This window comes from Kibdelosporangium aridum (assembly GCF_900176515.1).
GTDB classification, from domain to species: domain Bacteria; phylum Actinomycetota; class Actinomycetes; order Mycobacteriales; family Pseudonocardiaceae; genus Kibdelosporangium; species Kibdelosporangium aridum.
The window spans coordinates 160,111-173,788 of sequence record NZ_FWXV01000007.1; the positions used below are offsets into that span (position 1 = coordinate 160,111).

The 13,678-nt window shown below is 65.2% G+C and carries 14 protein-coding genes; 6 read left to right on the plus strand and 8 right to left on the minus strand.

Translation table 11 applies throughout. The annotated features are described in order from the left end of the window. The first annotated feature begins 46 nt into the window (after window positions 1-46). The 3 genes from B9C43_RS34240 to B9C43_RS34250 all read left to right on the plus strand — a co-directional run bounded on the left by B9C43_RS34240 (window position 47) and on the right by B9C43_RS34250 (window position 2,544). A complete protein-coding gene (locus B9C43_RS34240) occupies window positions 47-574 on the plus strand; it encodes a general stress protein (protein ID WP_051896215.1) in 528 nt (175 codons plus the stop codon). 185 nt (window positions 575-759) lie between these two features. Next, entirely contained in the window at window positions 760-1,608 is an 849-nt protein-coding gene (locus B9C43_RS34245) for an alpha/beta hydrolase (protein ID WP_084430921.1), read from the plus strand. 96 nt (window positions 1,609-1,704) lie between these two features. Beyond that, window positions 1,705-2,544 (plus strand): alpha/beta fold hydrolase, encoded by an 840-nt coding sequence (locus B9C43_RS34250; RefSeq protein ID WP_084430922.1) that lies wholly within the window; start codon window positions 1,705-1,707, stop codon window positions 2,542-2,544. On the opposite strand, the gene B9C43_RS58840 is transcribed toward B9C43_RS34250, so the two are convergent. Beyond that, the gene (locus B9C43_RS58840; RefSeq protein WP_084431188.1) at window positions 2,522-3,127 is read right to left on the minus strand and encodes a TetR family transcriptional regulator; all 606 of its coding nucleotides are present in this window, start codon (window positions 3,125-3,127) and stop codon (window positions 2,522-2,524) included. The genes B9C43_RS34250 and B9C43_RS58840 overlap by 23 nt on opposite strands. A gap of 267 nt (window positions 3,128-3,394) precedes the next feature. Between B9C43_RS58840 and B9C43_RS34260 the strand changes: the two genes are divergently transcribed. Both B9C43_RS34260 and B9C43_RS34265 read left to right on the plus strand, forming a co-directional pair. Further along, the gene (locus B9C43_RS34260) at window positions 3,395-4,609 is read left to right on the plus strand and encodes a cytochrome P450 (protein WP_084430923.1); all 1,215 of its coding nucleotides are present in this window, start codon (window positions 3,395-3,397) and stop codon (window positions 4,607-4,609) included. Window positions 4,610-4,615: 6 nt separating this feature from the next. Continuing rightward, window positions 4,616-5,773, plus strand: coding sequence for an NAD(P)/FAD-dependent oxidoreductase (locus tag B9C43_RS34265; RefSeq protein WP_084430924.1), 1,158 nt, complete (start codon window positions 4,616-4,618; stop codon window positions 5,771-5,773). A gap of 211 nt (window positions 5,774-5,984) precedes the next feature. On the opposite strand, the gene B9C43_RS59700 is transcribed toward B9C43_RS34265, so the two are convergent. Then, window positions 5,985-6,110 carry a hypothetical protein gene (locus tag B9C43_RS59700; protein WP_260479264.1) on the minus strand — a complete coding sequence of 42 codons (126 nt, stop codon included), beginning with the start codon at window positions 6,108-6,110 and terminating at the stop codon, window positions 5,985-5,987. Window positions 6,111-6,304: 194 nt separating this feature from the next. Between B9C43_RS59700 and B9C43_RS34270 the strand changes: the two genes are divergently transcribed. After that, window positions 6,305-8,410 (plus strand): thiamine pyrophosphate-dependent enzyme, encoded by a 2,106-nt coding sequence (locus B9C43_RS34270; protein WP_235039022.1) that lies wholly within the window; start codon window positions 6,305-6,307, stop codon window positions 8,408-8,410. Here the strand turns inward: B9C43_RS34270 and B9C43_RS34275 are convergent. From B9C43_RS34275 to sufC, 6 genes are all read right to left on the minus strand, one after another. Further along, complete coding sequence (locus tag B9C43_RS34275) at window positions 8,400-9,359, minus strand: ABC transporter substrate-binding protein (protein ID WP_160096881.1); 960 nt, start codon at window positions 9,357-9,359, stop codon at window positions 8,400-8,402. The two genes, B9C43_RS34270 and B9C43_RS34275, sit on opposite strands and share 11 nt — an antisense overlap. 943 nt (window positions 9,360-10,302) lie before the next feature. Continuing rightward, on the minus strand, window positions 10,303-10,794 hold the full coding sequence (mug, locus tag B9C43_RS34280; RefSeq protein WP_084431189.1) for a G/U mismatch-specific DNA glycosylase: 492 nt from the start codon (window positions 10,792-10,794) through the stop codon (window positions 10,303-10,305). Next, window positions 10,794-11,180: a metal-sulfur cluster assembly factor gene (locus tag B9C43_RS34285; protein ID WP_033385707.1), complete on the minus strand. Its 387-nt coding sequence runs from the start codon at window positions 11,178-11,180 to the stop codon at window positions 10,794-10,796. Before B9C43_RS34285 ends, mug begins: the two co-directional genes overlap by 1 nt. Then, window positions 11,177-11,620: a Fe-S cluster assembly sulfur transfer protein SufU gene (gene sufU, locus B9C43_RS34290; protein ID WP_033385710.1), complete on the minus strand. Its 444-nt coding sequence runs from the start codon at window positions 11,618-11,620 to the stop codon at window positions 11,177-11,179. Before sufU ends, B9C43_RS34285 begins: the two co-directional genes overlap by 4 nt. Window positions 11,621-11,622: 2 nt before the next feature. Next, window positions 11,623-12,906 (minus strand): cysteine desulfurase, encoded by a 1,284-nt coding sequence (locus B9C43_RS34295; RefSeq protein WP_084430927.1) that lies wholly within the window; start codon window positions 12,904-12,906, stop codon window positions 11,623-11,625. Further along, complete coding sequence (gene sufC, locus B9C43_RS34300; RefSeq protein WP_033385714.1) at window positions 12,903-13,676, minus strand: Fe-S cluster assembly ATPase SufC; 774 nt, start codon at window positions 13,674-13,676, stop codon at window positions 12,903-12,905. Before sufC ends, B9C43_RS34295 begins: the two co-directional genes overlap by 4 nt. Between the last annotated feature and the right edge of the window lie 2 nt (window positions 13,677-13,678).

Consider the following 13,678-nt stretch of genomic DNA (forward strand, 5'->3'; position numbering starts at 1 on the left):
ACGTTCAATGGGATGTAGGAACTAAGACACCCCAGAGGTGAGAGAGATGTCCACAGCAGCCTTTCGTCCCACCACCAACGCGATCCCTTCGTTGCCCACGATGCCGAACGGGTGGCCGATCGGCTCCTACGACACGTACGCCGAGGCACAGGCAGCCGTCGATTACCTGGCAGACGCCAAGTTCCCGGTCCAGGACGTCACCATCGTCGGGGTCGAACCGCTCCTCGTCGAGCGGGTCGCCGGCCGCCTGAGCTGGGGCCGCGTGCTGGGAACCGGCGCCGCGAGCGGCGCGTGGTTCGGTTTGTTCGTCGGACTGTTGCTGAGCATGTTCACCGCAGGGTTCGCTTGGGGACCGATCCTCGTCGGCCTCGTCGCCGGTACGGTCTTCGGCGTTGCCTTCGCGGCGATGAACTACAGCGCGACCCGTGGACGCCGTGACTTCGTGTCGCACAGCCAGATAGTGGCCAGGCGTTACGACGTCTTGTGCCAGCCGCGCCAGGCGGAGGCCGCGCGCAACCTGCTCGCCAAGCTCTCCATTGGCATGCCTGCCGCGCAGGCCGCAACGCAAGCCTGATCGAACGCCGAAGGGCGGGCCGCGATTTCGCGGTCCGCCCTTTGTGCTATCGTTCAAACAACGTCTCGGACGGCGATCAGAGCCATCTTTGATTCCGCAATTCTTCCGCGCTGAATAGGCACAATTTTTCGCCCATTGGGGCAATTCTGTCGCCGATCGCTTGACCGGTACGCATACTCGGCACCGTGATTCCGACTTACGTTTTCGTTCATCCATCCGGCAGCAATTCGAAGGTCTGGACGCCCATGCAGCGGGAAATGACGTTCCGCGGGCACCGGACGCTCGCGGTCGACCTTCCCGGCCGGGGAACCGGATTCACCCGGGCCTATCAGGTGCAGGACCTGGAAACGTTCGCGGCGCAGCCCTCGCCGATCGCGAACGTGACCGGACCCGACTGGGTCGATCACGTCGTGGACGCCGTTCGCCGGGTGCGGGAGCACGGTCCGGTGATCCTCGTCGGGCACAGCCTCGGCGGGCTGACAGTCACCGGCGTCGCCAATCAGATACCCGATTTGCTGGATCGGATCGTATACATCGCCGCGCACTGCCCGGTCACCATGGCGGGCGCCGACTACTTGTCCGAGCCGGAATGGGCGTCCAGCAAGCTGTTCCCCGCCACGGCGAAGATCACCATGACCAACCCCGCCGAACGCGGGTACATCAGGTTGAACTGGCGAACGGCGGACCCCGAGGTTTTCGACGCGCTCCGCGAAGCGCTCGGCGCGGGCTCGGACCCGGACGCGTTCGTGGCGACGCTCAACGGCTTCGAACCGGACGAAGTCTGGTGGCAGACCAACCCGACCTTCGACTACCGGGTCGACAAGAACACGTGGGGCCGCGTCCCGCACAGCTTCATCCGGCTCACCGAAGACCAGAGCATGCCGCCCGCGGCGCAGGAACGCTATATCAAGGAAGCCGACGCACTGACGCCGGAAAACCCGTTCGATGTCCATTTCGCGCCGGGCGGCCTCGGCACATTCCTCAAGCATCCGGCCGAAGTCGCGGACATTCTGAGCAGCTTCAGCCAAAGGTAATCCCTGGGCGCCGGTGGGCGGACGATGGTTCGCTCACCGGTTCCCCAACGGGCAATTTTATCGCCCACCGCCCAGCCCGCGCGGATACTTGATCACATGACGCCGACTTACGTTCTCGTCCACGGTATGTGTGGCAATTCCGGGAACTGGACACATCTGCAGCGGGAAATGTCCATGCGCGGGCACCGCACGCTCGCCGTCGACCTGCCCGGCCGGGGCATCGGATTCACCGCGGCCTACCAAGAACAGAACCTGGCAGCGCTCGCGAACGAGTCCTCGCAGGCGGCGAACATCAGCGGCCAGCACTGGATCGACCATGTCGTACGGATCGTGCGCCGTGTTCGTGAGCACGGCCCGGTGATCCTCGTCGGCCACAGCCTGGGCGGGCTGACGATCACCGGCGTCGCCAATCAGATACCAGATTTCCTACATCGGATCGTATATGTATCCGCCCAGTGTCCCGTCACGATGTCACCGGTTGAGTACATGGGTCAGCCGGAGTGGGTATCCAGCGCGCTGTTCCCCGCTGGAGCGCCGCTCATGATGGGCAACCCGACGGAGCGCGGCTTCATGCGCGCCAACTGGCGTGGCGCCAACCGAGCGACGCTTGCCGCGCTGAGCAACGCGTTGGGCCTCAATGAGCAGCAGGCCGTCGGTTGGCTCAACGGATCCGAGCCGGACGAGGCCTGGTTGGGCAAGCCGAGCTTCGACATCAGGGCCGAAAAGACCACGTGGGGCCGAGTCCCCCACACATACATCCGGCTCACCGAGGACAAGAGCGTTCCGTTGGCCGCACAAGACCGTTACATCAAGGACGCCGACGCGCTCACGCCGGACAACCCGTTCGACGTCCGCTCGGTCGCGAGCGGCCACAGCTATTTCCTATACGATCCGGCGCCGGTCGCCGACGTTCTTACCTCTTACTGGCAGGCGTAGCGAACGGCACCTCGCCGTTGCGCAGCAGTTCCAGCGCCCGGTTGGCCAGCCGGCGCATGTTGGCCTTCCCGCCGCTCTCGACCCAGGCGTGCACACTCACGTCGATCACGAAGCTGACGGTGGCGGCAGCGAGGCTCGCGGCCATGTCACTGCCGCGACGCTTGCACCGGCGTGACACCTCGTCCGCGACCGCTGCGCGCCACCGGTGCCAAATGCCGCTGAACTGCGCTTGCACTGACGGAGTGCGCTCGGCGAGCTCGTAGATCGCCAAGACCCGGGACTCGTGCACCGCTGTGCTCGTGATGACGCTGTCGACCAGCGCGTACAGCGCCTCAGCCACCGGCAGGTCGTCTGGCTGTTCGCGCATCCGGTCCAAAGCGGCGAACAGGTGGGTCTCGACGAAGTTGACGATCAACGTCTCCTTGGTCGGGAAGTAGCGATACAGCGTGCGCGGGCCGACTTCGGCGGCCGCGGCGATCTGCTCGACTGTGGTCCCGTCGAACCCCTGCTCGGTGAACAGCTGGAACGCCTTGTCGGCGATCAGCTGCCGCGTGCGCTCCATCTTGAGCTCGCGTAGCCCCACGGCCATTCCTCCTACCGGGCAAGATCCACGAGCCAGAGGGTAACAGCGCACTACCGGCCCGGCACCGGCGAAACACTGCCACGACCCTCCGAACTGGACAAGCTCACCAGCCGGTCGTCCCGAGTTTCCGTTGGCCGTTCCCGTTGAAGAACAACGGTTTCCAGCGCGTATGTAATCCCGGCCACCGGGCCTTGCGACAGTCACCGCCTGGTGACAGTCTAGGCCTTATGGCACTGACTGCCATATTTTGAAGGGATCCCCATCGCGATGACGGACATGTCCACCATTCCCGCCTTCCCCGCCACCCGGGCGCCCGGGTGCCCGTTCGAACCGCCGGCCGAGTTCAGCGAATTGCGTGACAACGAGGCCATCACGCAGGCCAGTTGCCCAGCAGGCATCGACGCGTGGGTGGTCAGCCGCTACGAGGACGTACGGACTGTGCTGTCCGCGCCGGGCATCAGCTCGCGCAAGGCGCCATCGGCGCACGTGACCGTAGGCGCGGACCTGGAGCGCCCGGTTTCGCCCGGCAACATCCTCCAACTGGACGGCAAGGAGCACGCGCGGCTGCGCCGCATGCTGACGCCCGAGTTCACCGTCCGGCGGATGGAAGCCCTGCGGCCGTACATCCAGCGGATCGTCGAGGAACACATCGACGCTCTGCTGGCCGGCCCGAAGCCCGCAGACCTCTACGGATCGTTCGCCCTGCCGATCCCGTCGCTGGTCATCTGCGAGATGCTCGGCGTGCCGTACGAGGACCGGGACGTGATCCACAAGCACAGCGCGACGCTGATGGCCATCGACCGGGATCCGCAGATCGGGTTCGCCGCTTACGGCCAGGTGCAGGCCTACATGAGCAAACTGTTCGAGGCGAAGCTGGCCGAGCCCGGTGACGACCTGATCGGCCGGATGATCACGCGCAGCAGTGAGTCCGGTGACCCGATCACCGCCGCGGAGATGGTCGAGCTGGCCATCACGCTGCTGATCGCGGGACACGAGACCACCGCCAACATGATCGCGCTGAGCACCGCCGCACTGTTGCAGCAGCCCGAGAAGCTGGCTGAACTGCGCGAGAACCCGGACCTGGCACCGTCCGCGGCCGAGGAGATGCTGCGCTACCTGTCGGTGATCCAGTTCGGTCTGTTGCGCTACGCCACCGAGGACATCAAGGTGGGCGAGCAGACCATCCCGGCAGGTGACTGGGTGGTCGCGGCGCTCAACGCGGGCAACCGCGATGAGCAGGTGTACGCCGACGCGGACACGATCCAGCTGGACCGCAACGGCAAGACGCACCTCGCCTTCGGCTTCGGCATCCACCAGTGCCTCGGCCAGCAGTTGGCCCGCATCGAACTGCAGGAGGTCTACGCGCGGCTGTTCCGCCGTATCCCGACCATGCGGCTCGCGGTGGACCCGGACAAGATCTCGTTCAAGGACAACGCCCTCGTCTACGGTGTGCATCAGTTGCCGGTCACCTGGGAGGGCTGAGAACGTATGGACCGGATCGTGGTCATCGGAGCGTCCGCCGCCGGGCTCACCGCCGCGGAAACGCTGCGCAGGGAGGGCTTCGATCGGCAGATCACGTTGGTCGGCGACGAACTGCACCTGCCGTACGACCGCCCGCCGCTGTCCAAGCAGGTGCTGTCGGGTGCCTGGGAGACCGACAAGATCGCGCTGCGCAAGGACGCGGACTACGAGCAGTCGAGCATCGGCGTACGGCTCGGGGCGACAGCGGTCGGTCTGGACACCGACGCTCGCGTGGTGCGGCTCGCCGACGGCGACAAGATCAGCTACGACGGCCTGATCATCGCGACCGGCGTGCGCCCGCGACTGCTGCCCGATGGCCACGATCTGGCCGGTGTGCACGTGATGCGCACGATCGACGACACCGTCGCACTGCGCACGGAGTTGGCCACGTCCTCCCGTCTGGTGGTGATCGGCGCGGGTTTCCTCGGCTGCGAGGCCGCGGCTTCAGCGCGTCGGCTGGGCTTGGAAGTCACGATCGTCGATCCTCTTTCATATCCGATGGTGCGCCAGTTCGGCGCCGAGATCGGCGGCCTGATCGCCGAATTGCACGGGGGCGAGGGCGTCACAGTGCGCACTGGCGTCGGAGTCGAGCAACTGATCGGCGAAAACGGCCGCGTCAACGCGGTGAAGCTGACCGACGGCTCGCAGATCAACGCCGATGTCGTTCTTGTGGCGATTGGCGCGATCCCGGCGACCGAGTGGTTGGCGGGCAGTGGTGTCTCGGTCGACAACGGAGTGGTGTGCGACGCGCGGTGTCAGGCAGCACCGGGCGTTTACGCCGCCGGAGACGTCGCCAGTTGGCACCATCAGGGTTTCGGTGAACAGCTCCGGGTCGAGCACCGGATGAACGCCACGGAACAGGGCATGGCGGCCGCTCGGAACCTGCTCGGTGCGAACACGCCGTTCGCGCCGATCCCGTACTTCTGGACGGACCAGTACGACACCAAGATCGCGGCCTTCGGGCACCTCACACCGGACGCCGACGTGTCGGTGGAACAGGGTGACCCGGCCGAGGGCAAGTTCATCGCGCACTACACGCGGTCAGGCAAGGTGATCGGCGTACTGGGGTGGAACATGCCACGCGAGTTGCGGAAGGCCCGAGGCCTGGTCGCCGAATCGTTCTAGTGCATCGGTTCAGAGCCGGGGTAGGCGAGATCGAGGTCTCGCCTACGCCGTTCCCTCGTGGGGAACGGACAGTAGAGCAAGCACGTACTTCAGCACCGCCAGAGTGTCCTGCCCTGGGGCGATCGTCGGGACCACCGTCCACATAGGTGCGTGGCCGCTGCTCCCACGGACCGGTCGAACCGGTCACATCTATCCGAAGTGGACTTCTACTTCACTCGCGGCCACGCACGATGGTCGGCTCGAAGTAGTCGTCATCGTCCAGCTGGACAGGCAGTTCCAGCTCGTACGAGGCTTCGGTCTCCTCCTCGATCGAGACTCTGTCTCGCATGGCGGTCATGGCTAGCTCCGCTCTTCCGTCAACTCGCCTACCAATTCATGGAAGCGAAAGCGGAAACCACTCTCAACCCCTATTCCACGTTGTGACACAGATTTCACGACAACTCGTGAAAGCTTGCCGGTCTCTTGACAGAACTGGCTCTTGACAAACCAGACAGTTGCGTACTCTCCCAGTCCGCCTCCATGCTCGGAGTGGTGAGCGAACCGATCGACGAGCACTTCAGCCGAACAGTGCAAGCACTGACCCCCTATCGTGGGGGCGGTAACGGAGGTGGGGTTGATCTGCCCTTGCTCGATCTTTTCGACTCCCAACTGGGTAGCAGGCACATTGACCTCGTGGCCAGGGAACTCGGCAGCCAGGGCAAGGGTTTCTACAGCATCGGATCCTCGGGACACGAGGGCAACGCGGCCCTCGCGGCGGCCTTAAGACCAACCGATCCGGCATTGCTGCATTATCGATCGGGTGCTTTTTACATTGAACGGGCACGTCAGGTAACTGGGACAAATCCCCTCATGGACATGGCGCTCGGGATCGCGGCCGCCGCGGACGAGCCGATCTCCGGCGGCAGGCACAAAGTCTTCGGCAACGCCGAGCTGTCGATCATTCCGCTGACCTCGACCATCGCCTCGCACCTGCCGCGGGCGGTCGGTCTCGCGCTGGGCATGCAGCGCGCCACGAAGCTCGGACTGCCTTCGCCGTGGCCAAAAGACGCCATCGTCGTATGCGGGTTCGGTGATGCGTCGGCGAACCACTCGACCGCACTCGGCGCGCTCAACGCCGCGCGGCACTGCGCGTACCAGCGACTGCCATTGCCGGTGTTGTTCGTGTGCGAGGACAACGGCATCGGGATCAGCGTCCGGACACCGCCCGGCTGGGTCTCGGAGGCGCACTCCGGCGCGGGCATGAAGTACTTCTCGGCCGACGCGACCGATTTGACCTCTGTCGTACCGATTGCCGCGGAGGCCGCCAACTGGGTACGTACCAACCGAGCGCCTGCTTTCCTGCACCTCCGGATGGTCCGGCTGATGGGTCACGCGGGGTCCGATGTGGAGAGTGCGTACCGCACACCCACCGAGATCACTGCGGACTATGCGCTCGACCCGCTCGTCCGGACGGCTTCTTTGCTTGTCTCCCGCGGCGTTTTGACACCATCCGAGGTGCTCGAGCGGTACGAGGCGAAACGCACCGAGGTCCGGGCCGCAGCCGCCAAGGCCGTGTCACGTCCGAAGCTGGCCAGCGCCAAGGAGGTCATGGCGCCGTTGTCCACTTCCACAGTGGACGCACCCTTTGTCCCGGTTTCCGGCACGTTGGCGCAAGGCATCAACCAAGCGCTCAACTGGATCCTGTCCTCCGATCCCGGCGCACTCGTGTTCGGTGAGGACGTCGGCCGCAAGGGTGGCGTCTACGGCGTGACCCGAGGCCTGCACAAGAAGTTCGGATCGGCCAGGGTGTTCGACACTGTCCTTGATGAACAGTCCATTCTGGGCACCGCACTGGGCACGGCCCTGGTCGGCTTCCTGCCGATCCCGGAGATCCAGTACCTGGCCTACGTGCACAACGCGCTGGACCAGATTCGCGGTGAGGCGTCGACCATGCGGTTCTTCTCCAACGACCAGTACCGCAACCCGATGATCGTGCGAATCGCCGGGCTGAGTTATCAGAAAGGTTTCGGCGGCCACTTCCACAACGACAACTCCATCGCCGCCCTGCGTGACATTCCCGGCGTCGTCATCGCCGTGCCCGCGCGCGCCGATGACGCAGCCGCCATGCTGTACACCTGCGCGGCGGCGGCACGTACCAACGGACAAGTGTGCGTTTTTCTCGAACCCATCGCGCTGTACCACACGCGTGATCTTTACGAGCCCGGCGACAATGGCTGGCTCGCGTCATCGTCGGAGTCCGCGCCGCTTGGCAAAGCGCGGATCTACGGTTCGGGCAACGACCTGACCATCGTGTCGTTCGCGAACGGAATCCCGATGAGCCTGCGCGTTGCCCGTCGTCTCGCCGCTCAAGGCATCAACGCTCGAATTCTGGACCTACGCTGGATCTCGCCGTTGCCCGTCGCGGACCTGCTCGCGCACGCCAACGAGACTGGCCGCGTACTGGTCGCCGACGAGACGCGCCGGACCGGCGGCGTTTCCGAAGCCGTTTTCACCGCGCTGCTCGACGGTGGCTACCGCGGCGCGCTGCGCCGGGTCACCAGTGAGGACTGCTTCATCCCGCTCGGCCCGGCGGCCAATCACGTACTGCTGAGCGAAGATGCGATAGAGAAGGCGGCGCTGGATCTGGTCACTGCTTGAGCAAGGACTTGCTCAACGCACCCGGGAGGATCATCGGCCGCGCCTCGATGCGGGTGGTGAGCTCGCCGTAGCTGAACATCAGGTCGCAGACACGCTGCAGTCGCTTCGGGTCGAGACCGATCGGAAAACCGACGAGGGCCGTCAACGCCGCGGTCTGCTCGTCGACGCCCGCGTACCCCCGAATGGATTTCTCGACCTCGTTCCGGTCGGTCAGCGCGACATCCACGCCGCGCGACAGCGCGCGCTGGAACGCAGCGATGGTGTTCGGGTTCTCGTTGGCGAACTTCTCGCTCGTCGCGTATCCGGAGATCGGGATGTCCGCCGTCGCACCGGCCGCCGCGTCGAACAACGGCACCGCCCCGTACCGCTTGGACACGTCAGTGATGTACGGCTCGGACAGCAATGCGGCGTCCACAGTGCGGTTCTTGAGCGCCTCGCCCATCGCGGTGTACGACATCTCCACGAAGTTCGGCGAGGTGATGTTCTGACCGGTCGATGTCAGCACGGATCTGATGGTCAGTTCGGCCAGACTGTTCACAGTGGTCACCGCGACACGTTTGCCGGAGATGTCGGAGGGCTTGCGCAACTGCGAGTCCTTGGCGACGAGAACCATCCACGTCCGCGGGTTCGCGGAGTAGCCGTCGGCGACGAACCTGACCTCCGCGGTCTTCTTGGCCTGCGCGGCGAAGAAGGAGACGTAGTTGCCGAACACCAAGTCGAGATCACCGCTGGTCATCGAACCGACCGCCGCGCCCGCACCCTGGATCGTGACGAAGTCGACCTTGAGCCCTTCGGCGGCGAAGAATCCCTTTTCCGCAGCGAGGAAAACCGGTGCCGCACCGAGCACCGGCAGCACACCCAACTTGATGCTTGCCTTCTCTGGTGCCGGATGGTCCGAGTCGGACGCGGTGCAAGCAGCCGCCAGAACAACAGATATCAGCAACGCCACCAGGCGACCACTCCGTTGGAGCCAGCCCACGACAACTACCGCCTATTCATCGTCCCCTGTGGGGGCACACCCAACTCGAGAGACGCTGACAAGGCAAGTACGACAATGGCCGAACAACTTACCAATGCTGGAAAACGGCCCGCGACCAGCGATCGACCATTATGAACTCAATTGCGACATGTTCCGTTCGCAGGGAAACAACCCTATGCCCCAAGCTCGTACATAGATATGACCGTCAACCAACCTGACAGTCAATTGCCACCAACAAGCCCCAGCCCAACCACGTACCCCACTCCCCTCACACCACCACAAAACCCCCGCGCACCAACCAAACCGCCCCAGGGCGGCCCCCGCCCTTCCCGGGGGCACCCCGCCACACGAGCCTATCGGCAGTCCAAGATCGACAGGGGTTATGTCGTGCGCGCTGTGGACAACTTTCGCATTGTGGGTAACTGAGCACATTGGATCTTGTTCAAACACGAGTTGTCGGTAGTGCTCGCTAGGCTGGCTATTGGGGGCCGGAGGCCGCGTGCCGTGGAGTAATGCCGCGATAGACATCGCAAGATCGCAAAAGGACGGTTGTTCGGTGACGGCCGTTCAATACGAAATGCGGCGCGGTCGGGTGCCACGAGTGGTCGGCAGTTGACCGCAGCACGCGCCGGTGCTCGATGCAAGCGAACGCCCCGCGGTTGTCCGAAACGGACCGACGGTTGAGCGAAGTCGCCGCTCCATGGTTGACCGACGCGGACGCCCAACGCTCAAACGCGAAGCGCACACTCGCGTACAGGCACACCAAAGCCGGTAATTGACCGAAGCGGCCGCTCCGGAGTTGAGCGAAGCGAGCGACCGGCGTACGGCCAAAGCCAGCGCGCGGGTCTGGCTTCCTGTCGGGTAAGCAGGTTTGTCGGCACCTCGCCGTCAGGCGACGATCCCCGGCCAAGCGCTAGCTTTCGCGCAGCCGCTGGAACTCCGCCGCCAGAGCGGGCAGCTGGTAGTGCGCGTTCAGACCCGACGGGTTGGGCAGGACCCAGATCCGCGATGGGCCGAGCATCTCCGGCTGTGGGCCGATGGTCGCTTTGGGACGGCCGAAGCCCATTCGGTAAGCGCCGATTCCCACTATCGCAACCGTTTGCGGGGCGTATTTCTCCGCCAGCTTGGTCAGGATTTCGGCCCCTTGGACGAATTCCTGTTTGGACAACTCGGCCGCCGTCGCCGTTGGGCGGGCCACCATGTTGGTGATGCCGAGGCCGTACTCGAGCAGTTCGAACTGCTCGGACGGGTGCAGTTGCCGCGGGGTGAAGCCCGACAGGTGCAGCGCCGGCCAGAACCGGTTGCCGGGCCGGGCGAAGTGCTGCTTGCGCTGCGCAGACAAAAGCCCCGGGTTGATTCCGCAGAACAGCACGGACAAACCCGGGGCGACGATGTCCGGCAGGATCAAACTGTGAAGCCCAATGCCCGCAGCTGCTCCCGGCCGTCCTCGGTGATCTTCTCCGGGCCCCACGGCGGCATCCAGACCCAGTTGATCCGGAAGTCGCTCACGATCCCGCCGCCCGGCCCGCTGGTCAGCGCGGTCCGCGTCTGGTCCTCGATCACGTCGGTCAGCGGGCACGCCGCCGACGTCAGCGTCATGTCGATCGTCGCGGTGTTGTCGTCCTCGACCTTGATGTCGTAGACCAGGCCGAGGTCCACCACGTTGATCCCCAGCTCAGGGTCGACCACGTCCCGCATGGCCTCTTCGACGTCGTCGATCGCGGCGACGTCAGCCTTCGGCGCGACCTCAGGCATGCCTTCGGCGCCACGCACCACGTCTTGCTCGCTCATGCTGCGTCTCCTTCGGCTCGTACGACCGCGTCCTTGAAAGCCATCCAACCAAGCAGGGCGCACTTGACCCGTGCCGGGTACTTGGCCACGCCCGCGAACGCGACGCCGTCTTCCAGCACGTCCTCGTCCGGTTCGACCTGGCCTTTGCCCTGCATCAGCTCCGTGAACGCGTCCAGCGTCTTGAACGCCTCACCCACGCTACGCCCCACGACCAGGTCCGTCAGAACAGACGTGGACGCCTGGCTGATCGAACAGCCCTGGCCCTCGTAGGACACGTCCGTCACGGTCTCGCCGTCGAGCTTGACCCGCAGCGTCACCTCATCCCCGCACGTGGGGTTGACCTGGAAGGACTCCGCGTCGAACGGGTCACGCAGGCCACGCCCGTGCGGGTTCTTGTAGTGGTCCAGGATGATCTCCTGGTACAGCTGCTCCATCTGCATTGTCAGCTCACCCCGAAGAACCGCTTGGTCTCGCGGACCCCGTCCAACAGCGCGGTGACGTCGTCGAGGTCGTTGTACAAGTAGAACGACGCCCGGATGCTCGCCGGAATTCCCAGCCGCCGGTGCAACGGCCACGCGCAGTGGTGCCCGACACGCACCGCGACGCCGAGGTCGTCCAGGACCTGACCGGCGTCGTGCGGGTGCACGCCGTCGATCACGAACGACACCGCACCGCCACGGTCCGTCATGTCGGTCGGCCCGACGATCCGGACACCCGGGATCTCGGCAAGGCCACGCACAGCGGCTTCGGTGAGCAGGTGCTCGTGCGCGTTGATCCGGTCCATGCCGACCACCGACAGGTAGTCGACGGCCGCGCCCAGACCAACCGCTTGGGAGGTCATCGGCACGCCCGCCTCGAACCGCTGCGGCGGCGGCGCGAAGGTCGAGCGGGCCATCTGGACCATCTCGATCATCGAGCCACCGGTCAGGAACGGCGGCATCGCCTCGAGCAGCGACCGGCGCCCGTACAGCACACCGACACCGGACGGGCCGAGCATCTTGTGCCCGCTGAACACCGCGAAGTCCACACCGAGACCGTGGAAGTCGACCTTCTGGTGCGGCACGGACTGGCACGCGTCCAGCACCGTCAGCGCACCGACTTCCTGCGCCTTGGCCACCAACGTGGCCACCGGGTTGACCGTGCCGAGCACATTGGACTGATGGGTGAAGGCCACGATCCTGGTCTTCGACGTCACCAGTTCGTCGATGTTGGACAGATCCAGGCGGCCGTCATCGGTGACACCGAACCACTTCAGCGTCGCGCCGGTGCGCAGCGCGAGCTGCTGCCACGGCACGAGGTTTGCGTGGTGCTCCATCTCGGTCACGACGATCTCGTCGTCCGGGCCGAGCAGGAACCGCGCGGCTTCCGGGCCGGCGACCGAGGCGTTGCTCATCGCGTACGCCACGAGGTTGATGCCCTCGGTGGCGTTCTTGACGAACACCAGCTCGTCGGCGGAAGAACCCAGGAAGTCGGCGATCTTCTGCCGCGCGCCTTCGTATGCGTCGGTTGCTTCCTCGGCGAGCTGGTGCGCACCTCGGTGCACGGCCGCGTTGGAGGTCTCGAGGAACTCGCGTTCCGCGTCGAGGACCTGACGCGGACGCTGCGAAGTCGCGCCCGAGTCGATGTAGTGCAACGGTTTCCCGTCACGGACCGTCCGCTGCAGGATCGGGAAATCCTTGCGGATGGCTGCTACATCCAGGGTGTCGGTCCCAGAAGGGGTGGTCACTGTGCGACGGCTTCCTCGCGCTTGCCGGTGAACCGCACGTAGCCTTCGCTCTCCAGCTGGTCGGCGAGCTCGGGGCCACCCGACTCGACGATCTTGCCGCCGGCGAACACGTGCACGAAGTCCGGCTTGATGTAGTTCAGGATCCGCGTGTAGTGCGTGATCAGCATGACGCCGACCTCGCCGGACGCGCGGTAGCGGTTCACGCCCTCGGACACGACGCGCAGCGCGTCGACGTCCAGGCCGGAGTCGGTCTCGTCGAGGATGGCGACCTTCGGCTGCAGCAGACCGAGCTGCAGGATCTCGTGCCGCTTCTTCTCACCGCCGGAGAAGCCCTCGTTCACGCTGCGCTCGGCGAAGGCCGGGTCGATGTCCAGGTCGGACAGGGCCTGCTTGACCTCCTTGACCCAGGTGCGCAGCTTGGGGGCCTCGCCACGCACAGCGGTGGCGGCGGTGCGCAGGAAGTTCGACATCGACACGCCCGGAACCTCGACCGGGTACTGCATCGCCAGGAACAGGCCGGCGCGGGCGCGCTCGTCCACGCTCATCTCCAGCACGTCCTCGCCGTCAAGCAGGATCTGGCCAGAGGTGACGGTGTACTTGGGGTGCCCGGCGATCGCGTAGGACAAAGTGGACTTGCCGGACCCGTTGGGGCCCATGATCGCGTGCGTCTCGCCTGCGTTGATCGTCAGGTTGACGCCGGACAGGATCTCTTTCTCGACCTCGTCGGCGGTGACCGAGACGTGCAGGTCCTTGATCTCCAGGGTGGCCATAG

Bases quoted from the DNA above. Each gene is read 5' to 3' on its own strand.
- B9C43_RS34240 (WP_051896215.1), top strand. From the start codon at position 47: ATGTCCACAGCAGCCTTTCGTCCCACCACCAACGCGATCCCTTCGTTG.
- B9C43_RS34250 (WP_084430922.1), top strand. From the start codon at position 1,705: ATGACGCCGACTTACGTTCTCGTCCACGGTATGTGTGGCAATTCCGGG.
- B9C43_RS34260 (WP_084430923.1), top strand. From the start codon at position 3,395: ATGACGGACATGTCCACCATTCCCGCCTTCCCCGCCACCCGGGCGCCC.
- B9C43_RS34265 (WP_084430924.1), top strand. From the start codon at position 4,616: ATGGACCGGATCGTGGTCATCGGAGCGTCCGCCGCCGGGCTCACCGCC.
- B9C43_RS59700 (WP_260479264.1), bottom strand. From the start codon at position 6,110: ATGACCGCCATGCGAGACAGAGTCTCGATCGAGGAGGAGACCGAAGCC.
- B9C43_RS34285 (WP_033385707.1), bottom strand. From the start codon at position 11,180: ATGAGCGAGCAAGACGTGGTGCGTGGCGCCGAAGGCATGCCTGAGGTC.
- sufU (WP_033385710.1), bottom strand. From the start codon at position 11,620: ATGCAGATGGAGCAGCTGTACCAGGAGATCATCCTGGACCACTACAAG.
- sufC (WP_033385714.1), bottom strand. From the start codon at position 13,676: ATGGCCACCCTGGAGATCAAGGACCTGCACGTCTCGGTCACCGCCGAC.